Here is a 21822-nt window from a genome sequence, read left to right as displayed (position 1 = left end):
CGACCCACGGTAGGTCGCAGAGACGACCTACCATGGGTCGCTTTTGGGGGCTTATCCAAGGCTTCCGATCAGCCGACCCGTTCTACCCGTGCTTTCCCCACCAAATGGACAGCCTCCCCTCCCCCGCACTTTGCCATAAAAAAGAGAGGAGGACTAAGCCGGTGCTTAGCCCTCCTCTCGTAGGAGAATTATTGGAGCTCGACGCTAATCCTTAGGGAGCTCTTCGAAGTCAACATAGTCGTCGCTCGATGAGCGATCGAACTTACGCGCCTCGATATTGTCCAGCTGTTGCTTCTGGCGCTCTTCCGTAGAAGCGGGAGCCTCACGATCGGAGTCGGGGGCTTGTCTCCCCCCTCGAGGGTCATAGTACTGTTGCTGTCCCGTGGCCTCCGACATACGGCGCTGTACTCTCTGGAGGAGGCGAACAAGTAACCACGTCTGGACACGAGGCCAGAAGAGGAAGAGGATCACGAGGATCAGAAGGAAGATCAAGAGGCTCATACAGTCTTATCTATTCTAAGGGATATATATGTACCCCGCATCAAAGAGCGTGCCAATGACTTCTCTTAGGCCTTCTTTGCCTGAGGCTCGGGCAGGAGCGAGAGGATGAGGTAGATGATGATCGTCAAGCTACAGCCGAACCAACCCTGGAGTACTACTGCTACAACAGCAAAGAGCACCAAGAAGATCTGACGCCACAGAGCGGACAGAGGAGCCTTGGAGAGCTTGAAGGAGAACATCGGCAGTTCGCTCACCATCAGCAGGGAGAGGATGACCGTCAGCACCAGATAGGTGATGAGCGTAGGCAGGGCACCTATCGAGAGGGCGAACGAAGGGAGCGCAGCCGAAGCTCCCAGCCAGAAGAGGGCATTGGAGGGGACGGGTAGCCCGAGGAAGGACGTAGACTGACGGGTATCGTTATTGAACTTCGCCAGACGAAGTGCAGCAAAGGCTACGATGAGGAAGACCCCGTAGTTCAGTACATTATTGGGGTCGATCTGATACAGACCGTAGTAGACGAGACCGGCGGGAGCTAGGCCAAAGCTCACCACGTCGGCCAGAGAGTCGAGGTCCTTCCCAATGGGTGAAGCGACCCCAAGCATACGAGCCACCAGCCCATCGAAGAAGTCAAAGACGGCAGAGAGGACGATGAGCCAGGCTGCTATATCGGGACGACCCTGATGGAGGGTGAAGACCAGTGCCAGCGAGCCCGAGAGGAGGTTCCCCGCGGTCAGCATATTAGGGATATGCTTCTTGATACTCATAGCAGGTAGAGGATAGAGATGGGAGTGATACTACTTAGCGAGGCAGGGTAGCGATGTCGGTGATATTCCCCTTGACATGCTGTCCGACCTTGACGTGTACCTTGGTGCCTAGTGGCAGATAGAGGTCGACACGAGAGCCGAACTTGATGAAGCCAAGGTTCTCATTGATCCCGACATGACTTCCCACTTCGGGGTAGGTGACGATACGGCGAGCGATGGCTCCTGCCACCTGACGCACGAGGATCTGGTCCCCACCCTCGGAGCGGATGATGACCGAGGAGCGCTCGTTGTCCGTGCTACTCTTAGGCAGGTGAGCCGACAGGAAGCGTCCATCATTGTGCGAGACATGCTCGACGATGCCATTACAAGGGATCCAGTTCACATGCATATCGAAGACGCTCATGAAGACCGACACCTGCAGGCAGCGACAGCCTAGGAGTTCCGTTTCCTCCGTCTCTTCGACTACGACGACACGTCCGTCAGCAGGGCAGACGATCTCCAGGTCACCCGTGGAGTGCTTGCGGGGCTCGTAGCGGAAGAAGTTCAGCACTCCGAGATAGAAGAGGGCTGAGAGGATGACGGAGACGAGGCTAAAGGCCCCGCCAAAGAGAGCAATGAAGGCATTGATCCCGATGAGGATGATCGCAAAGCTAATGAGAGGGCCACGCCCTTCCTTATGAAGTAACATAGTCTAAAATTTATTAGATTGCTCGTATTAGCAATATTTGTGCAAAGATAAGCAAAACAGCACTAATTATCAGCATTATACCTGATAGCAGAGCATAGGGGGAGGATACAGCTCTGATTCGCCTCCAAAAAGCTCCTCTCCTGGGGGCTCAATTCACCCCCAGAAGAGGGGCGAAGCACACCAAGCTTTTCACTCGTAGAGTACCGAGAGAAGAAAGACCTCCCAGCAGGTCTTATTTGCCTCCCCTCCCCTACCCCTCAAAAGAAACCCACGGTAGGTCGTCCTTGCGACCTACCGTGGGTCGTCTAGACAACCTACTGTAGGTTTTTTCGGCGACCTACCGTAGGTCGCAAAAGAGGGGGGCAGAAACCCGCTCCAGATAAGGCTTTGCGCTTCCCCCGTCAGCACCCCATCCATTTGCTCGAGGAGAGCCGTAGGACTTGTAAAGAAAGACTAATATACTTCGCTGATACAGCCAGTATAGATTTATAGTATATTTGCGTTGAACTAGGGTCTTCAAGATCCGTGCTATCAATAACAAAAACACCACTAAACAGAGATGAGACTAAAGACAGCCTTCTTATCCATCTTCTCGGCGCTCTTCCTGGGCACGACCCTTGGGCTTGCTCCTCAAGCCAGGGCTCAAGCTCCAGGCGGGATGCCCCCCCTGCCCATCGACACAGCGGTGCGTATCGGTAAGCTCCCCAATGGTCTTACCTACTTCATCCGCCACAACGAAGAGCCTAAGGGCCGAGCAGAATTCTACATCGCTCAGAAGGTCGGATCCATGCAGGAAGAGGAGAGCCAGCGAGGCCTCGCCCACTTCCTCGAACACATCGCCTTCAATGGCACGAAGAACTTCCCCGGCAAGGGGATCATCAACTTCCTCGAGAGCATCGGTGCTAGCTTCGGGGGGAACATCAACGCCTACACCAGCTTCGACAAGACGGTCTACACCCTGATGAAGATCCCCGTCCCACGGCAGAGCATCATCGATAGCTGTATCCTCGTCCTGCACGACTGGAGTAGCTTCATCAGCCTCGAGGACAAGGAGATCGACGCCGAGCGTGGCGTCATCGAGGAGGAATGGCGTCGTAGCAATAGCGGGGACATGCGCAACATGGAGAAGCTCCTCGAGCTGGCCTTCCCCGGCAACAAGTACGGACAGCGCCTCCCCATCGGGACCATGGACATCGTCCGCAACTTCCCCTATCAGGTACTGCGTGACTACTATAAGAAGTGGTACCGCCCCGACCTGCAGGCGCTGGTCATCGTCGGTGACGTCGACGTCAACTATGTAGAGGCTCAGATCAAGAAGATCTTCGCCGACATCCCTGCTCCCGTAGGTGCTGCTGAGCGTGTCTATGTACCTGTAGCCGACAACGACAAGCCCATCGTAGGTATCGTAGCTGACAAGGAGGCTACACGCAACTCGGTGATCATCTCCTTCAAGAGCGACGTCACTCCTGCAGAGGCTCGTGCTACACTCATGGGTCCCCTCGAAGACTACGTCCAGTCGATCCTGACCTCAATGGTCGCTCAGCGCTTCAACGATATCGTCAAGAAGCCTAATGCGCCCTTCGTCAATGCTTCTGTAGAGTTCGGTCCTTACCTGATCGCTAAGACCAAGGATGCAGCGACCTACGGTGCCGACTTCAAGGAAGGTCAGTGGGATACCGCCCTCAAGGGACTAGTCGCCGAGATCGTCCGTATCAAGAAGTTCGGCTTCACACCTGCAGAGTTTGACCGTGCTAAGAAGGAGTTCCTCGTCTCGGTGAAGAATACCTTCAACGAACGCAACAAGCGCACCAGCGAAGCATGGGCCAATGTCTATGTCGACTACTTCGAAGACGGTGGTTACCTCCTCGACATCCCTACGTACTATCAGCTAAACCAGGGGCTTGCCGAGCAGTTCCCTCTGGAGCAGATCAACGCTGCTGCCCAGCAGTTCGACCTGAACAAGAATGTCTTCATCGGCCTGACCAGCGTCGAGAAGCCCGAAGTCAAGCTCCCCTCCGTCGAAGAGCTTATCAAGAAGTACGAAGAGTACCTCAAGCAGGAGGTAGAAGCACCCAAGAACGAAGTCAGCAACGAGAAGCTCATCGACAAGCTCCCTGCTAAGGGTAAGATCGTCAAGGAGCAGAAGAACGCTCAGTTCGGTACCACCATCTGGACGCTCTCCAACGGAACGAAGGTGTACCTCAAGAAGACCGACTACATGGAGGATGAGATCCTACTGAGCGGACAGCGCCCTGGTGGGTACTACAACCTCTCCAAGGCTACTCCTCTTGACCTGAAGATCCTGAACTCTGTGCCCCAGGTCGGTGGTCTCGGTAAGTTCGATGAGTCTGCCCTTGAGAAGGCACTCACGGGTCGCCTTGCTTCGCTCTCCACGAGTGTCTCCGGTATCGAAGACAATGTATCGGGGAGCACCACGAAGGAAGACCTCGAGACGATGCTTCAGCTCCTCTACCTCAACTTCACCGGTATCCGTGCCGACAAGGAAGCCTTCCAGGCATGGCAGGAACGTACCATCAGCTCGATCGAAGCACGAAAGGCTAATCCTCTCTCCTTCCTCGCTGACTCGGTATCTCGCTTCCTCTATCCTAATACTCCCGAGCGCTACCCTCTGACGATCGACGAGGTCAAGAGCGTGAACTACGACAAGGTGCTTCAGCTCTTCCGTAGCCGCTTCGCTAATGCTCGTGGCTTCAACTTCTACTTCGTCGGCAACATCGACGAAGCGAAGCTCCGTCCGCTCGTCGAGCAGTACATCGCTTCGCTACCTGCGCAGAAGGTCTACACCGACAAGGCACAGACCAGCCGTGTACCTCAGGAGCGTCTCGGCACAAACAGCAAGGAGTACAGCTCTCCTATGGCTACTCCTATGGGTATCGTCATCGATGCACTCTCCGTCCCCAGCACCTACAGCCAGCAGGAACTGCTGACGGGGGCCGTCCTGGAGTCTATCCTTGACCAGCTCTACACGAAGACCATCCGTGAGGATGCCGGTGGTGCCTATAGCGTAGGCGTACAGTCTGAGGTAGAGCGCTACCCAAGTGTACGTAGTTCGGTCAGTGTTCAGTTCCAGACTGACCCTGCGAAGGCCGTAGCTATGAACGAACTTGTCTTCAAGGGTCTTGATGGCATCGTCAAGAATGGTCCTTCTGCTGAGTACTTCGACAAGGCAGTCAAGAACCTCAAGAAGGCACACGGCGAGAACCTTCGTAAGAATCAGTACTGGCTTGCTCAGATCGAGCGCTTCTTCAGTCAGGGCTTTGACTTCGTGACCAACTACGACAAGGTGCTTGACTCCGTCACACCTCAGGCCGTACAAGCGCTCACCAAGAAGCTCTACGACTCTAAGGACCGCACGACTATCCTCTTCCGCTCCTCGGAAGTGCAGGATAAGAAGTAAGCACTGCTGACTGCTCTTCCTGTTATGATACAAGCCGTGCCTCTCCCCGCTGGAGAAGCACGGCTTGTATTCTATTTGAACAAAACCACCGACGATCCGCTTATCTTGGTAATCAAGTTCACTCAACCTCGTAGTTACATTAAGACAATGAAGAAAGTCATCCTAAGCCTAACGCTCGCTGCGGTGGGACTTCTCTCCACCACAGCCTGCACTGCTCAGGCTAATGGGAGCTCCTCCGACACCAACGCTCGTAGCGAAGCTCAGGCAGCTAGCACCGAAGGCGCAAGCCCCGTCAAGCATATCGATGCCGCTTATATGCGTGCCAATATCTGGGATTATAAGGAAGAGCCCTCGAAGTTCGTCTTCAAGGGAAGCCGTCCTGCCATCATCGACTTCTACGCTGACTGGTGCGGCCCCTGCCGTAGCCTGGGCCCCAAGCTCGAAGCTGCCGCAAAGAAGTACGCAGGTAAGATCGATGTCTACAAGGTCAACGTAGACAAGGAGTCGGGACTGGCGAATATCTTCGGCGTGAAGAGCATCCCCATGGTCCTCTTCATCCCAATGCAGGGTATCCCCATTCAGACAGTCGGCGACCTCTCTGCAGAGCAGATCGAAGAGACGATCGCCCAGATCTACCCAGCTAAGAAGTAATCAGCCTTCTCTCTAGGTGAAGAGCCGGGACGCTTGACTAAGAAGCACCGGCACCACTTCCTACAACTATAACATACACCGAGGCCCGGCCTCTACTCCTCTAGAGTAGAAGCCGGGCCTCAGCTTTATCAGTCCCGTAGGAGAAGGCTATTACTTCTTCTCGGGGAAAGGAATCAGGTCAAAGCCCGTGTAAGGACGAAGTGCCTCGGGGATACGAATACCTTCGGGCGTCTGGTGGTTCTCCAGCAGGGCAGCGACGATACGTGGGAGCGCAAGTGCACTACCATTGAGCGTGTGCACCAGCTGTACGCCCTGCTCCGCATCACGATAGCGGCAGTGAAGGCGGTTGGCCTGATAGCTCTCGAAGTTCGATACCGAGCTCACTTCGAGCCAGCGCTTCTGAGCCGCTGAGAAGACTTCGAAGTCGTAGGTCAATGCACTCGTGAAGCTCATATCACCACCACTCAGACGAAGGATGCGCCAGGGGAGCTCAAGCTTCGTGACAAGAGTCTCTACATAGGCCACCATCTCATCGAGACGCTGGTAGCTTCGCTCGGGCTTGTCGATACAGACGATCTCGACCTTGTCGAACTGATGGAGGCGATTCAGGCCACGTACATCCTTGCCATACGAACCCGCTTCACGACGGAAGCAAGCAGAGTAAGCCGTATTGCGTACAGGCAGGTCCTTCTCATCGAGGATCACATCTCGGTAGAGATTGGTCACGGGCACTTCGGCCGTAGGGATGAGGTAGAGGTTATCGAGCCCGACATGGTACATCTGTCCTTCCTTATCGGGGAGCTGACCTGTACCGTAGCCCGAATCTTCATTGACGACGTAGGGTGGCTGTACCTCAAGGTAGCCCGCCTCACGGGCATTGTCAAGGAAGAAGTTCACCAGTGCACGCTGGAGTCTAGCGCCATACCCCTTGTAGACAGGGAAGCCCGCACCCGAGATCTTCACACCAAGTTCGAAGTCGATGAGGTCATAGATCTTGGCTAGTTCCCAGTGGGGAAGAGCATCTTCACCGAGATCGGGAGTGACACCGCCCGTCTTGACGCAGACGTTATCCTCTGCCGTAGCGCCCTCGGGCACGATATCGGCGGGGAGATTGGGGACAGAGAGCAGGATCTCACGGATCTTACTCTCGGCTTCTTCCTTCTTATCCTCAAGTTTTTTACTGAGCTCCTTGAGCGAAGCTACTTGTGCACGGATGGCTTCTGCCTGCTCCTTAGCTCCCTTCTTCATCAGATCGCCGATCTCCTTAGCGATCGCTTTCTGACGAGCTAGCGAAGCATCGAGCTCCTGCTGGGCGTTGCGTCGGATCTCATCGAGGTCTAGCACTTCGTCGATAGCCTCACGAGCCTCGAAGTGCTTCTTGCGAAGGCGCTCGACGACACCTTCTGCGTTCTCCCGGATTTGCTTTAGTGTAAGCATATTGGTTGGTATAAATAAAGAGAGGTCGCTCCCTCAGGGACTGTGAAGACCCTTCTGGAGCAACCTCCTATACTACTGACGTGTGCTCCGTCTTAGGCTTCTGCCGCGATGGAGACGTACGAGCGATCGTTCTTCTTGCGGGTGAAGACGACCTTGCCGTCGATGAGTGCGTAGAGCGTGTGGTCCTTACCGATCCCGACGCCTGCACCTGGGTGATGCTGAGTACCACGCTGGCGGACGATGATGTTACCAGCCTTGGCGTGCTGACCACCGAAGAGTTTTACTCCGAGTCGCTTACTTTCTGATTCGCGTCCGTTCTTGGAGCTACCTACACCTTTTTTATGTGCCATTGTCTTATGTCTAAACTAATGCGGTGATACGATTAAGCTACGATTTCCTTGACGAGGACTTCGCTGAACTGCTGGCGATGACCGTTGAGCTTGCGGTAGCCCTTACGACGCTTCTTGTGGAAGACGAGGACCTTATCCCCCTTAACGAGTGGGCTGATGACCTCGCATACGACCTTGGCACCGGCTACTTGTGGCGTACCGACAGTGACTACACCGTCCTTGTCCACAAGGAGAACCTTGTCAAATTCTACTACTGCTCCGCTCTCTGCCCCCTTGATGTGGTGGACGAAGAGACGACGGCCCTGCTCTACGTTGAACTGCTGGCCCTGAATGTCTACGATAACGTACATTACGCTGTATAACTAAAAAAGTTAGCCCCGTAGGGTGTCACCCGCTTGCTTCTTCAAGAGAAGGGGTGTGCTTCTTCTCCTACCCTACATAGGAAATTCGTTTGCAAAGGTACGAAAATATCTAATACGCTCATCTCCGCATCCTTCTATCCCCAAGAAATGACACTGCCATCAGCTCGCTCCCCTCAGGCTACTTCCTCACCTCCCCACGAAAAACCACCCCTTCCCCTCAAGGAAAGGAAGAGCAAATGAAGGCCTACAGGGAAGGAAATTACTTCTATTCTCTCGGAGGCCATCGATATTCCCCATCTACTTTCGCCTGTAATGCACCCTACCCTTTCAGTTAATTCAATGAGTAATTACCTGTAATGGGGAAAGGCGTATCCCGTAAGCGCTCGGAAGAAGGAAGGGTAGCAATTCGCCGATCAACAGAAAGTGCCCGCTAAGTAGAAGCAATTCGCCCAGCCATTTCGGAGAGAGGACTGGGCGAATTGGCCTGCAAAGAGGGACGTATCGAAGGGTGCTTAGACCGACCTTACCTTATAGAGGAGGAAGGGTATTCTAAGAAGTCACCCCAGCGGGCTATGCGTGAACGAGCGAAATCAAGAATTCGACCATCTCGGGATCGTAATGCGAGAAGAATAGGCTCTGCTTCGTATCGAGCTTTTCGATCGTCCGCATATCCTCTTCTACGAGCTCGAAGTCGAAGATATTCATATTCTGCTCCATGCGTTCACGATGCGTCGACTTCGGGATCAGCACCACTCCACGCTGTAGTAGATAGCGAAGGGCGACCTGAGCAACGGACTTACCATACTTCTTCCCTATGCTTGAGAGGGTCTCATTGTTGAAGAAGTCATTGCGCCCTTCGGCAAAAGGCCCCCACGACATGATCTGACAGCCGTATTTCTCCATATACTTCTGAGCGGTGATCTGCTGATTGAAGACATGTAGCTCCACCTGATTGGCCCGCCGGCTTTACTTCGACATGGGCCTGGAGATCGATGAAGCGATCGGGATAGAAGTTGCTCACGCCGATGGCTCGTACCTTACCTTCACGATACGCACGCTCCATAGCTCGGTACGTGCCATAGTAATCGCCGAAAGGCTGATGGATCAGGAGCAAGTCAATATAGTTGGACTGGAGCTTCTCCAGACTTTCGAGGATGGAGGCATAAGCCTTCTCTTCCCCCGCATTAGAGATCCAGATCTTCGTCACGACGAAGAGTTCGGAGCGAGGCACGCCACACTTGGCGATGGCTTGACCTACCCCCTCTTCATTCTGATAGATCTGAGCCGTATCGATCATCCTGTAGCCGACATGGATGGCATCCAAGACACAGCGCTCAGCTTCCTGCGGATCGACTTGGTATACGCCATAGCCGAGCTGAGGCATCTTCACACCATTATTTAGCGTCACGTAGTTCATGATTCTTCTTTACTTAATTGTTGTTACTTGAAATAGATAAGCCCCCATCTGCAAGATGCAGGCGAGGGCTTATTCTCTGTAAATCGTAAGGGAGACTGCTTAGTCGAGCGTCTTCTTGATCTCAATCTCTTCGTAGGCTTCGATGATGTCACCGACCATGATATCATTGTAGCCGTCGATGTTCAGACCGCAATCCTGACCCATGACTACTTCCTTAGCATCGTCCTTGTAGCGCTTGAGCGAACCAAGTTCACCCTGATACTTGACGATACCATCACGGATAAGACGGATCTTATTATTACGCTTGATCTTCCCTTCTACGACCATACAGCCGGCGATGGTACCGACCTTGGTGATCTTGAAGGTCTGTTGAACTTCGAGGTTTGCCACGACATTCTCCTTGATTTCGGGCGAAAGCATCCCTTCCATAGCAGACTTGATATCCTCGATGGTATCGTAGATGATCGAATACGTGCGGATCTCTACGCCTTCACGGTCAGCTAGGCGACGAGCGGCCTGGCTGGGACGGACCTGGAAGCCAAGGATGATCGCAGACGAAGCAGAAGCAAGCACGACGTCGCTCTCCGAGATCTGACCGACGCCCTTGTGGATGACGTTGACCTGGATCTCCTCTGTAGAGAGGCGGATGAGCGAGTCAGAGAGCGCTTCGATAGAGCCATCGACGTCCCCCTTGATGATGACATTGAGCTCCTGGAAGTTGCCAAGGGCACGGCGACGAGCCAATTCGTCGAGGGTAAGTCCCTTCTTCGTGCGGTTGTCTTGCTCGCGCTTGAGTTGCTCACGCTTGCTAGCGATGCTACGCGCTTCCTGCTCGGTGTCCATCACATTGAAGGTCTCACCAGCCGTCGGAGCACCATCCAGACCGAGGATCAGCACGGGTTCGCTGGGGCCTGCCTTCTCAACCTTCTGGTTACGCTCGTTAAACATCGCCTTGACACGGCCGTAATGGGTACCAGAGAGTACGATATCACCCTGCGAGAGTGTACCATTCTGCACGAGGACAGTAGCCACATAGCCACGCCCCTTGTCAAGTGACGACTCGATGACGGAGCCGACAGCACGGCGCTTGGGATTGGCCTTGAGCTCGAGAAGTTCAGCTTCGAGGAGGACCTTTTCCAAGAGTTCATCGATGTTGATTCCCTTCTTCGCCGAGATCTCCTGGCACTGATACTTACCGCCCCATTCTTCTACGAGGTAGTTCATAGCAGCCAGTTGCTCACGGATGCGGTCGGGATTAGCTGCGGGCTTATCGATCTTGTTGATGGCGAAGACCATGGGCACACCTGCCGCTGCAGCGTGGTTGATGGCTTCCTTCGTCTGAGGCATGACGTCATCATCTGCAGCGACGATGATGATAGCGATGTCCGTGACCTTAGCACCACGGGCACGCATGGCGGTGAATGCCTCGTGACCCGGCGTATCTAGGAAGGTAATGCGCTTGCCATCCTTGAGACGGAGGCTGTAAGCACCGATATGCTGGGTGATCCCCCCTGCTTCACCGGCGATGACATTCGTATTACGTAGGCGGTCGAGGAGCGAAGTCTTCCCGTGGTCGACGTGCCCCATCACGGTGACGATAGGTGGACGACTGATGAGGTCTGCTTCATCATCCACTTCGTCTTCCTGAGTCATGGCTTCGACGACTTCAGCACTGACGAAGTCGGTCTTGTAGCCAAACTCCTCAGCGACCATATCGATGGTCTCTGCATCCAGACGCATATTAATCGATACCATCAGCCCAATGCTCATGCAGGTAGCGATGACCTGGGTGACGGGGACGTCCATCATGCTCGCTAGGTCACTGACAGTGACGAACTCAGTGAGCTTAAGCGTACGGCTTTCAGCTTCGCTACGCTCCTGTGCATCAAGGGCGGCGGAGCGGGCAGCATCACGCTTGTCCCTACGGTGCTTAGCAGACTTAGCGCCCTGTTGGTTCTTACCCGTGAGGCGGGCAAGCGTCTCCTTGACCTGACGCTGTACATCTTCGTCGGTGACTACAGCCTTCTGAGGCTGCTGACTCTGACGCTTTGCCTTGCGCCCTGTCTTCTGTCCATCGCCGGCGGACTGTGCATTGCGGTTAGCTCCACGACTATTGGGGTCTGCCGAGCGACCCGTGCCATTAGCGCCACCGGTACGCTGACCTTGCTTCTTAGGAGCATTGTCCGTGACCTTGGCTGCCTCTGCCTTGACGTCTACAGGCCCCTTGCCGATGCGGGTACGCTTACGACCGCTCTTGTCACCATGTGCCTTCTTGGCAGGACGGGTATTGTCGTTGATGGTGGAGAGGTCGATCTTACCGACGACATTGAAGCTGATCCCTGCGCTGGGAGCAGAAGGGCGGTAGATCTCGGGCTCACGCACGGTAGGCTCTTCCTTCTCGGGCGCCTTAGCTTCGGGTGCTGGTGTGGGCTCGGGCTTAACCTCGACCTTGGGCTCAGGCTTGGGGGTAGGCTCCGTCTTTACTTCGGGCTTTGCAGGCTTAGGCTCTTCGACCTTAGCGGGTGCAGGAGCTTCGGCTGGCTTAGCCTCGGGCTGAGGGTTAGGAGCGGGAGTCACCTTCGGTTCGGGCTTGGGTTCGGGCTTCACCTCTACCTTAGGCTCGGGCTTAACTTCTGCCTTGGGCTTGAGATCTGCGATAGAACCCTTGATATTGAGGCTAGGACGGCGATCCTCGGGGATCACGGTCTCGATGTGGGTCTCCTTAGCGGGGCGACTCTCTGGCTTAGGCTCTTCCTTGGGCTTGGCAGGCTCGGTCTTGGGGGTAGCTGCTGATCCATCCAGCTTGTCTAGGAGCTGGCTGATCTCAGCCTTGCCCATACCACGGCCGTGCTCAGCGATGAGCTGCTCAGCGATCTGACGAGGGACGCGCGTATTGGGGTTGATGGTATTGACGTCTAAGACGTCCTTCTTCTCTAATGATTCCTTGAATGAGCCAATCCCTACGTTGAGTTCCTTGGCCAAGGTAAAGAGCTTGATGTCCTTTGGCATGTATCTTCTCTTTTGAATGGTTTGTGTCCCGTCTCTCTGTACTACGCTCTACTCAAGCCTGGAGGCTCTCGGTCTTCACTACAGATACACACTCCACGAGGGGAGAGGTCTCTAGGGGAGTAGAGGAGGGAGGGACTAATTAATCTTCTTCTCCTGTCTCTGAGGCAGGCTCAGCGGGAGCTTCCTCATCGCCGTCTGCTTCTTCGTCGGAAGGAGCATCCTCGTCGGTGAACTCAGCACTGAGGACATCTAGGACATGATCCAGCATGTCTTCTTCGAGCTCGGTCTTGGTGAGGAGGGTATCACGATCCTCACGCAGGACGGCCTTAGCGGTCGTATAACCTTCTTCCTTGAGGCTCTGGATGATCCACTCTTCGATCTCGTCGGAGAACTCATCGAGGTAGATATCTTCTTCGCCCGTCGCACCCTCTTCGTCACGGAAGATCTCGATGCGGTAGCCTGTCAGCAGGGACGCTAGCTTGAGGTTAGCAGCATTCTTACCGATGGCCAGGGGCACCTGATCGGGGCGCATGTAGACCTCTGCCTGCTTGATGCCATCCTCTTCGTCGCTCAGGGCGATCGCCACGGCCTTACCGGGGCTAAGGGCACGCTGGATGAAGAGCATTGGGTTGGTCGTGTAGGTCGTGACGTCGATATTCTCACCCTTGAGTTCACGCACGATACTGCGGATACGAGAGCCATTGACCCCGACGCAAGCCCCTACTGGGTCGATACGGTCATCATAGGATTCGACGGCGATCTTAGCACGCTCACCAGGGATACGAGCTGCAGCACGGATGGTGATGAGACCATCGGCGATCTCGGGCACATTGAGCTCAAGGAGACGCTTGAGGAACTCTGGGCTGACACGGGAGAGGATCACCTTAGGATTGCTGTTCTCATTCTCTACACGAGCGATGACAGCACGTACGGTCTCGCCCTTGCGGAAGAAGTCTCCTGGGATCTGTTCGCTCTTAGGCATGAGGAGTTCATTACCCTCATCGTCGATGAGGAGAGCCTCACGCTTCCAGACCTGATATACCTCGGCGGAGATCAGTTCGCCTACACGGCCTACGAAGCTGTGGTAGAAGTTATCCTTCTGCAGCTCCAGGATCTTACTGGCCAGAGCCTGTCGTAGGTTGATCACCGCACGACGGCCGAAGGCATTGAAGTCTACAGCATCAGTGAAGTCTTCGCCGACAGAGATATCGGGGTCGACAGCCTGAGCTTCACTCAGGCGTACCTCACGCACTTCGTCGACGAGATCTTCATCAGAGACGACATGGCGGGTACGCCAGATCTCGAAGTCGCCCTTCTTATCCAGGTTGATGATGACGGAGAAGGTATCGTCTGAGCCGAACATCTTAGATAGGACGTTGCGGAACGAATCCTCCAAGACCGAGATCAGGGTGCTACGGTCTATGCTCTTGAGCTCCTGGAACTCGAGGAGCGCTTCGATTAAGCTTGTTGTCTCTTTTTTCTTTGCCATAGGGCTATACTATATGTAGGGGTTCTATTTATCAAAACTTCAGGACGCGCTTGGTCTGTAGGATCTCGTCCATAGGTATGGAGAGTTCTTCCTCGACTTCGATCTTCCGCTTCTGTCCTTCGGGGCGCACCTTCCTCAGGACTGCGAGCGTGATCCCTTCGGCAGAAGCGGCACGTAGCGTACCCTTCTCCTTGATCCCGCCCTTGCGAAGGACTTCTACCTCTTCGCCGACGGCATCGGTGTACTGACGGAGCACCTTGAAGGCAGAGGTAAGGCCTGCCGACCCTACTTCGAGCTCGAAGTCCTCGGTCTCCCGATCCAGCTTCCCCTCGATGTGCTTAGAGAGGGCTACACAAGCATCGATGCTGAGCCCTGTGGGGGCGCCTAGCTCGATGACGATCCTATTCCCGGGGTGCACTGCCACCTCTACGATGTAGTACTCGGGGTGCTCTGTGGCGCAATAGCTAGAGGTGATCTCCTCTATATAGCTCTTCTCGATCATGATGGGGTATCGCGTGGGGGTAAGTCTATGTATGCGAAGAGAGGAAGCTCTGTCGCCTCCTCTCTTCTCGTCTCTTTGCCTGCAAAGGTAATAAAACTCTACGACATAGTCCAGCCGAAGCCGAGCCGAGTCCCAAGCGGACTCTATAGAGCCCTACCCAGAGACGCCCCCGACGAAGGGGAATCTCTGGGCAGGAAGGTCTAGCGGAGTCCGCTGGGGCTAAGCCCCGACGTGACCACCACCCTCAGTGCCACCTCCGGGAGGGACGGGCGTACCCGATCCGTCCTTGGACTTCCCTCCCTTGGGGCTCTTCTTCGGGTGGGGCTGGTACGCCTCCTTGGTGACTTCGTAGGAGACTTCCTTCGTCACCATGCGAAGGCTCATCTTGGGGTAGAAGCGCACGTGGGCGGGACGGATGGTCGTGGCGTTGACCTCATCGAACTTATCCATCATCTTCCCCTGAGCCAGCGCCTTGATCGATCCCAGATCAGCCAGGTCTACGGCACGGCCTGCCTGGAGTTCGTCCTCGACGATGTCATGCAGGGCGATGACAGCTGCACGGAGGTCGGCTCGGCTGATACCCGTGCTTTGGATGATACGACGCTCTACCTGAGGCCAGGTAGTACGGGGGTGTTCGTCTTGGATAGCGAAGTAGACGGTCTTGCCCTTGCGCTTCCCGAGGTTAAGCTTACGCTTGGCGATCTTGAACTTGAGTGCCATGATACAAATAGTAAATTAGAGTTATACATCGTGAGAGGTTATCCTCTCGTTCACAGCACAAAGGTAGAGCGCCCTCTGAGGGCCGGAGTCCCTTGCGGGCGATTTCGTCCCTCGATGTCCCTCGATCGACTTTAACGGTGCTTAATGTCCCCCTACCACCCTACATCCCGAGGCCAATGCACGGCGCAAAAAAGGGGAAATCTGGGGCTGAGAAAAACAGGACCTTTCTACCCTAGAGAAGGAGGATCCTCGAAAGGGCTAAAAGAAACCCACGGTGGTCGTCGAAAAAACCTACTGTAGGTCGTCTCACCGACCCACGGTAGGTCGGTCAAGCGACCTACCGTAGGTTTCTTTTTCCCCTTCCTGTAGCAGTCACGCCCCCATCCATTCCACCGCCTACCGACCCTCAGACATTCCCTTCTTTTCTGTGGAGTGGGGGCGGAGGAGGTTGAGCGGCTAGGATCGGTGCATTCCTTCACCTGAATTCAGGCTCTCTCCGCATGTATATTTATCTCCAAACACAGCGAATAATAAGTATTTGCAGTGGATATTCTTTATCTTTGTTTCAGAGAGGACTAGGCTGGATCAACATAGGTTATATTAAGCTCTTATAGGATCATACCATAGCCTCCTAGCAAAGCTCTAAACATCCTTCTAAAATCATCTAAAAGATCAAAGAACTATGCCCATCGAAAAAATCACTCGTATCTGCTGGAATACAGAAAACTGGGAGCGTCCAAGTGGTCCCGAAGGCAAATCCAAAGATGAAGACTCATACGAACAGAGACACCACTTCGGTCACGAAGAGTGGTTATTCGATAAGCGAATGATCCTCAGCGATGGATACCTCTATGGTTACCTTCAGGCGCTTCGTCGCCCCGACTGTCACAAAGGGAAGACCTACGACATCCATCTATTCTCGATCAATTCGGACACACAGGATCGGCTATATGTGGGCTGCCTAAGAAATGCAGAGGTACTTACTGATGAACAACAGGATGATGCAGCCAAGGAATGCGAGGACCTGTACTTGGAGCGACAAATGGATCAAGATCTCAAACGAGTTGGTGTCGAGGAGGAGGATATAAAAGTCCATCCAAATGTTCGCTTTAAGCTCGATCAAGCTGAGCTCGCATATTCCAAGTATCAGCTTATCGACCCCGATTCCCTGATAGGTCATCGCTACCAACTAATGAATGATGTCAGTGAGCGCCTGAGATTCCTTGACACCCCGAAAGAAGAACCAGAGCCCACCCAATCGACGGAAGACATTGTCTGCTCGATCAGTACCCCAACCTACGTCAAAAGGCAAAGGCACAAAGAGATACAATTAGCCCTCAAGGAACAGCTCGCTCTCAACGGCTACACTAATATCGAGCTAGAGGCCGATGCAGGTAGAAGGAGACAAATTGACCTGAAAGCCTATCACGAAGCATCGCAGTCTTGGCACTACTTCGAGATCAAGGTCTACAATGCCCGCATGAGTATCAGAGAAGCCCTAGGTCAGATACTTGAGTATGCCCACTACCTATCCGCCCAATGTGAAGCTTCTAAGCTATTCATCGTAGGCCCAGAGAGCCCAACTCGGCAAGACCTCATCTATCTCAATCGCTTGAGGAAGGAATATAACCTCCCCATTGAGTTTGTCCACTGCTCGATCAAAGACGAGAGGTTATACTGGGAGGACGATATACGTTCGAGGGTAGGAGCACCCAAGGCTATAAAGCAAACGACTAAATAGATCTATGACAATGAAGCAGTTTATCTACATCCTCCTCGCACTCATCCTGTCTATGAGCTGTAGCACAACTCAGGAGAAAGAAACTCCCGAGGCTACAGAGACAAGCTTAGAACCGCAGGTCTCCAACTACCAGCTGTTTGAGACAAAGAACCTCTGGACTTTCCTTCGGCTAGATACCCGAAATGGGAAGATAACCCAAGTGCACTTTACACTTGATTCTAAGGGCTATCGTGGTGAGCAAGTCTTGAGCAAGAAGCCTTTAGTCACCTCAGACGAGGAGAAGGCAGGACGCTTCACCTTATACCCGACCCAGAACATGTACACCTTCATCCTACTGGACAAAATCAGTGGTCACACCTATCAGGTCCAATGGGCACTAAACGAGGAAGAGCGGTTTGTCATCCCCATACGAAAATAGATAGACCGAGAAGTCTGGAGCGGACTCATCCCTCGATCCCTAAGTCGCTATAGCACCTCACCCCAAAGCTCAAAAGCCCCGAAGCTACACTGTGTAGCTTCGGGGCTGTCGCTTGGTGATATTACTTCTCTCTATCTCACTGATCTGCCCAGAGAAATATCCAACACTCGCACTACCTGTCAGGATTAAAAAATCATACCTCTTCCTCGAGCTCTACGAGGAGCTAAAAAGAACGACCCACGGTAGGTCGTCGAAAAAACCTACAATAGGTCGTCTCACCGATCCACGGTAGGTCGCTGCGACGACCTACCGTGGATCGGTTTTTGCCCCCTTCCTGAGCCTACCGATTCGAGGCTAGGCGAAGGGGTACTGGAGGCCATCGGTCTTCGCCCGAGCCTTCCCCGAAGCATCTCGGGGAGGAAGGAGCGTCCCGAGCCGAAAATCCGCCCTTACTCCCACGAAAAGATACTACCTTTGTAAAGCTCGCTCTCGGGCGGACTCTCCAGCCCCGTCAGAATAGGAGCGTAGCGACAATGACCCTGTACGAATCCAAAGAGAAGATCATGCAAGAGCCCTATGAAAAGGCTGACCTAGACGAAGCCGTAGAGACCCTGCGTCGCGGGGGGATCATCCTCTACCCTACGGACACCGTCTGGGGGATCGGATGTGACGCCACCAACGAGGAAGCTGTCCGTCGTATCTATGACCTCAAGCGCCGTAAGGACAGCAAGAGTATGCTCGTCCTGGTGAGTGATACCCTTCAGGTGGAGCGCCTCGTGCGAGAAGTTCCCGAAGTAGCCTTCGACCTGATGGACCTATCCGTCCGCCCCATCACCATCATCTATTCGGGTGCCTCAGGAGTAGCCCCAAGTCTTCTGGGCGAGGGTAGTTCGCTGGGCATCCGACGGACAGAGGAGCTCTTCTCCTCAGCGCTCTGCAAGCGCCTACGTCGCCCGATCGTCTCCACCTCAGCTAATATCAGTGGCGAGCCTACGCCGCTCTTCTTCTCCGGCATCAGCCCCGAGATCGTCTCGGGTGTCGACTACGTAGTCCGCTACCGCCGAGAGGATGAGACGCGCCGTGAACCCTCGCAGATCATCAAGCTCGGACCTACGGGCGAAGTCGAAGTCCTCCGTCCCTAAATCCCTACCCCTTCCCCTCACACTAGAGCCCCCCGTCGGATGCCTGTACTCAGCCAAGCCCTTACCCCCCTGCTGGATCGCCTCATCTACTGGAGAGAGCGACACATCAGTGAGCGCTACTTCATCCTCATCCTCAGTCTCCTCATCGGGGTGACGATGGCTCTGGTGGCGGGATTCCTGAAGTTCATCATCCATCATATCGAGAGCTTCATCCTCCAGCATATCGAGGATCATAGCTACCTCTACCTGATCTTCCCCGCCGTAGGTATCCTACTCTCCCTCCTCTTCGTGCGCTACATCGTACGGGATGACATCAGTCACGGGGTGACGAAGGTGCTCAGTGCGATCTCCCAGCGCAAGAGCAGGATCAAGCCCCACAATACCTGGTCTTCGATCCTGGCCAGTGCCATCACTATCGGCTTCGGTGGATCGGTGGGTGCCGAGAGTCCGATCGTGCTGACGGGAGCAGCCGTGGGGTCGAACTTCGGCCGACTCTTCCGTCTCGAGCAGCGCAACCTCATGCTCCTCATCGGCTGTGGTGTAGCGGGCGCTATCGGCGGAGTCTTCAAGGCGCCTATCTCGGGACTTGTCTTCGTCATCGAGGTGCTCCTGCTGGACCTGACGATGGCATCGGTCCTACCTCTCTTGGTAAGCTCTGTGTCGGCTGCCTCGGTAGCCTACATCATCTCGGGGAAGGAGATCCTCTTCCAGTTCATCCAGACCGACCCCTACCATATCGAGCGTATCCCCCTGATGATCCTGCTGGGAGTCGTATGCGGACTGATGTCGCTCTACTTCTCTAAGACGATGTTCCGCTTCGAAGGGGAGCTCCGCCGTATAGCGAACTACCGAGTGCGCTACCTCATATCGGCCGTGATCCTCTCCCTGCTGATCTTTCTCTTCCCCCCACTCTACGGCGAAGGCTACGATGCGGTGAACATCCTGCTGGACGGGCAGTACACTCAGCTCCTCGAGGGCAGTATCTTCGAGCCCTTCTCTAGCTCGTATTGGGTGGTCTTTGCCTTCTTCCTCCTGACCGTCCTCTTCAAGGTCTTTGCCTCTGTCTCCACAAATTCGGGCGGTGGCTGTGGAGGGCTCTTCGCTCCTACGCTCTTCATGGGTGGGCTGACGGGATTCATCTTCTCCTATCTGGTGAACTACTTCAGTTCGCTCAATGTCTTCATCTCGCCGAAGAACTACATCCTGCTGGGGATGGCGGGGCTGATGGCCGGTGTGATGCATGCCCCACTCACGGGGGTCTTCCTCATCGCTGAGCTGTCGGGTGGGTACAATCTCTTCCTCCCGCTGATGCTCGTCTCACTGACCTCCTTCGCCACGATCCGCATCTTCATGCCCCACAGCATCTACTCGCTTCGTCTAGCGGAGCAGGGGAAGCTCCTGACGCACCAGAAGGATACCGCCGTGCTCACACTGATGAATCTAGAGAGCGTGCTGGAGCGGGACTTCGAAGTCGTACGCCCCGAGATGAGCCTGGGGGAGATGGTCGGTGTGATCTCGGTGAGCCACCGCAACTCCTTCCCTGTCGTCGACGATCGGGGGATGCTCGTCGGCATCGTGGAGCTGGACAATGTGCGCAATATCATGTTCCGCCCCGAGCTCTATGATCGCTACAAGGTGCGTAAGATCATGGTGACCCCCGAGGTCAAGATCTCTGCCTCGATGCCTATGACGGAAGTGATGCGTCTCTTCGATGAGACGAAGGCGTGGAAGATGCCAGTCGTCGATGACGAAGGACGCTACCTCGGCTTCATCAGCAAGAGCGCCATCTTCAATAGCTACCGAGAGGTACTCAACGGCACCTTCATCGGGGACTAGTCGCCCCCTCCCCTTCCTTTTTTCCCTTTTTCCCCTGCCCATGTACAGCCCGACAGTCATCTACGAGGACAATCACCTACTCTGCGTCGCCAAGCGTCCCGGCGAGATCGTCCAAGGCGATAAGACCGGTGACGAGCCGATGAGCGAAGCCCTCAAGGCTTGGCTCAAAGAGAAGTACCAAAAGCCCGGCAACGTCTATCTCGGCGTCATCCATCGACTCGATCGTCCCGTAGGCGGACTAGTGATCTTCGCCAAGACATCTAAGGCACTGAGCCGCATGAACGAGCTCTTCCGTTCGGGCGAAGTCTCCAAGCGCTACTGGGCCATCGTCACAGCACGTCCCCCTCGGCTCTCCGATACCCTAGAGCAATACCTCGTACGCAACGAACAGCAGAATAAGAGCTACGTCGCTCCCCGAGGTGCCGACACCCCAGGGGCCAAGCTCGCCCGCCTCTCCTACCGACTCCTCGCTTCGGGCGACCGCTACCACCTCGTGGAGATCGAGCTCCATACGGGGCGCCATCATCAGATCCGTTGCCAGCTCTCCGCCCTCGGTTGCCCGATCAAGGGAGACCTGAAGTACGGCGCACCTCGAAGTAACCCCGGCGGAAGTATCAGCCTGCTCTCCCGACACATCTCCCTGACACATCCCGTGAGCAAGCTTCCTCTCTCCCTTACGGCGCCTGTCCCCGACGAGCGCCTCTGGCACGAACTCGAGGCTAAGGCCGAGGAGGCTGGTCTCGTACCGACGGACGGCACTGCCCGCTGATTCGCCTTCCACCCTCAGGGGCTCATCTCTCTCGACGAAGCAGAGTAGCTTCGACCCTCACGCCCGTCGTTTCTTAGGGCTACCTTCCCTCCCTCTTTTACCCCCTCCTCCAGCCCGCATAAACAGCGGGCTTGGAGCACCCCAAAAACAACCTACGGTAGGTCGCCGAAAAAACCTACTGTAGGTCGTCTCACCGACCCACGGTAGGTCGTCGAGGCGACCTACCGTAGATCCCTTTTTGCCCCTTCTGAAAGGCGCTCCACAAGCGGGCTGTGCGACTTCGTTTTTTTGCTGGTTGGATTGTCAAAAAAACTACTATCTTTGTGTATCACTTTGCTATTGCACATACTTATTATGAAACACGCTCGCATGCTCTGTGTCGTCCTTGCGCTCTCTTCAGGTAGCCTTCTAGCGCAGACGACCTTCCCCCTACAGGGCTCTTTGAAGAAGACCACCGACCGCACCCCTGTGGACTTCGCTAATGTCCTCCTGAGAAAGCCCGCAGATAGTACGCTCGTCGTAGGGACGACCAGCAACGAACTCGGGGCTTTTCGCCTCGAAGCTCCCCAAGGGACTTTCCTCCTAGAGATCCATGCTCTAGGCTACAA

The 21822-nt window shown here is 54.8% G+C and carries 18 protein-coding genes and 1 pseudogene; 8 read left to right on the top strand and 11 right to left on the bottom strand.

Features of this window, described 5'->3' with window-relative positions; all coding sequences use genetic code 11:
• Positions 1-204 precede the first annotated feature (204 nt).
• The 3 genes from HMPREF1556_RS03155 to HMPREF1556_RS03145 all read right to left on the bottom strand — a co-directional run bounded on the left by HMPREF1556_RS03155 (position 205) and on the right by HMPREF1556_RS03145 (position 1953).
• A complete protein-coding gene (locus HMPREF1556_RS03155; protein WP_021666799.1) occupies positions 205-501 on the bottom strand; it encodes a DUF4834 family protein in 297 nt (98 codons plus the stop codon).
• Between the two features lie 65 nt (positions 502-566).
• Positions 567-1265 (bottom strand): CDP-diacylglycerol--serine O-phosphatidyltransferase, encoded by a 699-nt coding sequence (pssA, locus tag HMPREF1556_RS03150; RefSeq protein WP_021666798.1) that lies wholly within the window; start codon positions 1263-1265, stop codon positions 567-569.
• A 34-nt stretch (positions 1266-1299) separates the two neighbouring features.
• A complete protein-coding gene (locus HMPREF1556_RS03145; protein WP_021666797.1) occupies positions 1300-1953 on the bottom strand; it encodes a phosphatidylserine decarboxylase family protein in 654 nt (217 codons plus the stop codon).
• A gap of 559 nt (positions 1954-2512) precedes the next feature.
• On the opposite strand from HMPREF1556_RS03145, the gene HMPREF1556_RS03140 reads away from it, so the two are divergent.
• Together HMPREF1556_RS03140 and HMPREF1556_RS03135 are read left to right on the top strand one after the other, a co-directional pair.
• Positions 2513-5371 (top strand): pitrilysin family protein, encoded by a 2859-nt coding sequence (locus tag HMPREF1556_RS03140; RefSeq protein ID WP_021666795.1) that lies wholly within the window; start codon positions 2513-2515, stop codon positions 5369-5371.
• 147 nt (positions 5372-5518) lie between these two features.
• Positions 5519-6022, top strand: coding sequence for a co-chaperone YbbN (locus HMPREF1556_RS03135; protein WP_044125176.1), 504 nt, complete (start codon positions 5519-5521; stop codon positions 6020-6022).
• Between the two features lie 150 nt (positions 6023-6172).
• On the opposite strand, the gene serS is transcribed toward HMPREF1556_RS03135, so the two are convergent.
• The 8 genes and pseudogenes from serS to HMPREF1556_RS03095 all read right to left on the bottom strand — a co-directional run bounded on the left by serS (position 6173) and on the right by HMPREF1556_RS03095 (position 15308).
• Positions 6173-7459, bottom strand: coding sequence for a serine--tRNA ligase (gene serS / locus HMPREF1556_RS03130; RefSeq protein WP_021666793.1), 1287 nt, complete (start codon positions 7457-7459; stop codon positions 6173-6175).
• A gap of 92 nt (positions 7460-7551) precedes the next feature.
• Positions 7552-7809, bottom strand: a complete 258-nt coding sequence (gene rpmA / locus HMPREF1556_RS03125) for a 50S ribosomal protein L27 (RefSeq protein ID WP_009433701.1) — start codon at positions 7807-7809, stop codon at positions 7552-7554.
• 32 nt (positions 7810-7841) lie between these two features.
• On the bottom strand, positions 7842-8159 hold the full coding sequence (gene rplU, locus HMPREF1556_RS03120) for a 50S ribosomal protein L21 (RefSeq protein ID WP_021666792.1): 318 nt from the start codon (positions 8157-8159) through the stop codon (positions 7842-7844).
• 582 nt (positions 8160-8741) lie between these two features.
• A pseudogene (locus HMPREF1556_RS03115) lies at positions 8742-9588 on the bottom strand (aldo/keto reductase).
• A gap of 99 nt (positions 9589-9687) precedes the next feature.
• A complete protein-coding gene (infB, locus tag HMPREF1556_RS03110) occupies positions 9688-12597 on the bottom strand; it encodes a translation initiation factor IF-2 (RefSeq protein WP_021666788.1) in 2910 nt (969 codons plus the stop codon).
• A 139-nt stretch (positions 12598-12736) separates the two neighbouring features.
• Positions 12737-14086, bottom strand: a complete 1350-nt coding sequence (gene nusA / locus HMPREF1556_RS03105) for a transcription termination factor NusA (protein WP_021666786.1) — start codon at positions 14084-14086, stop codon at positions 12737-12739.
• Between the two features lie 31 nt (positions 14087-14117).
• On the bottom strand, positions 14118-14588 hold the full coding sequence (gene rimP, locus HMPREF1556_RS03100; protein ID WP_021666785.1) for a ribosome assembly cofactor RimP: 471 nt from the start codon (positions 14586-14588) through the stop codon (positions 14118-14120).
• Positions 14589-14807: 219 nt separating this feature from the next.
• Positions 14808-15308, bottom strand: coding sequence for an HU family DNA-binding protein (locus tag HMPREF1556_RS03095; RefSeq protein WP_021666783.1), 501 nt, complete (start codon positions 15306-15308; stop codon positions 14808-14810).
• Between the two features lie 682 nt (positions 15309-15990).
• Between HMPREF1556_RS03095 and HMPREF1556_RS03090 the strand changes: the two genes are divergently transcribed.
• The 6 genes from HMPREF1556_RS03090 to HMPREF1556_RS03065 form a co-directional block, all read left to right on the top strand.
• Positions 15991-17049 (top strand): hypothetical protein, encoded by a 1059-nt coding sequence (locus HMPREF1556_RS03090; RefSeq protein ID WP_021666781.1) that lies wholly within the window; start codon positions 15991-15993, stop codon positions 17047-17049.
• A gap of 10 nt (positions 17050-17059) precedes the next feature.
• Positions 17060-17467 (top strand): hypothetical protein, encoded by a 408-nt coding sequence (locus HMPREF1556_RS03085; protein WP_044125207.1) that lies wholly within the window; start codon positions 17060-17062, stop codon positions 17465-17467.
• 563 nt (positions 17468-18030) lie between these two features.
• On the top strand, positions 18031-18609 hold the full coding sequence (locus HMPREF1556_RS03080) for an L-threonylcarbamoyladenylate synthase (protein WP_044125206.1): 579 nt from the start codon (positions 18031-18033) through the stop codon (positions 18607-18609).
• 39 nt (positions 18610-18648) lie between these two features.
• Positions 18649-20445, top strand: coding sequence for a chloride channel protein (locus HMPREF1556_RS03075; RefSeq protein WP_021666777.1), 1797 nt, complete (start codon positions 18649-18651; stop codon positions 20443-20445).
• A 40-nt stretch (positions 20446-20485) separates the two neighbouring features.
• Positions 20486-21214 (top strand): RluA family pseudouridine synthase, encoded by a 729-nt coding sequence (locus HMPREF1556_RS03070; protein WP_021666776.1) that lies wholly within the window; start codon positions 20486-20488, stop codon positions 21212-21214.
• 354 nt (positions 21215-21568) lie between these two features.
• Positions 21569-21822, top strand: a 254-nt coding sequence (locus tag HMPREF1556_RS03065; protein ID WP_021666775.1) for a carboxypeptidase regulatory-like domain-containing protein, incomplete at its 3' end; no start/stop codon positions are given.

Origin of the sequence: Porphyromonas sp. oral taxon 278 str. W7784 (genome assembly GCF_000467855.2) — a bacterium.
GTDB lineage: Bacteria > Bacteroidota > Bacteroidia > Bacteroidales > Porphyromonadaceae > Porphyromonas.
This window is presented reverse-complemented; position numbering and strand designations above follow the sequence as displayed.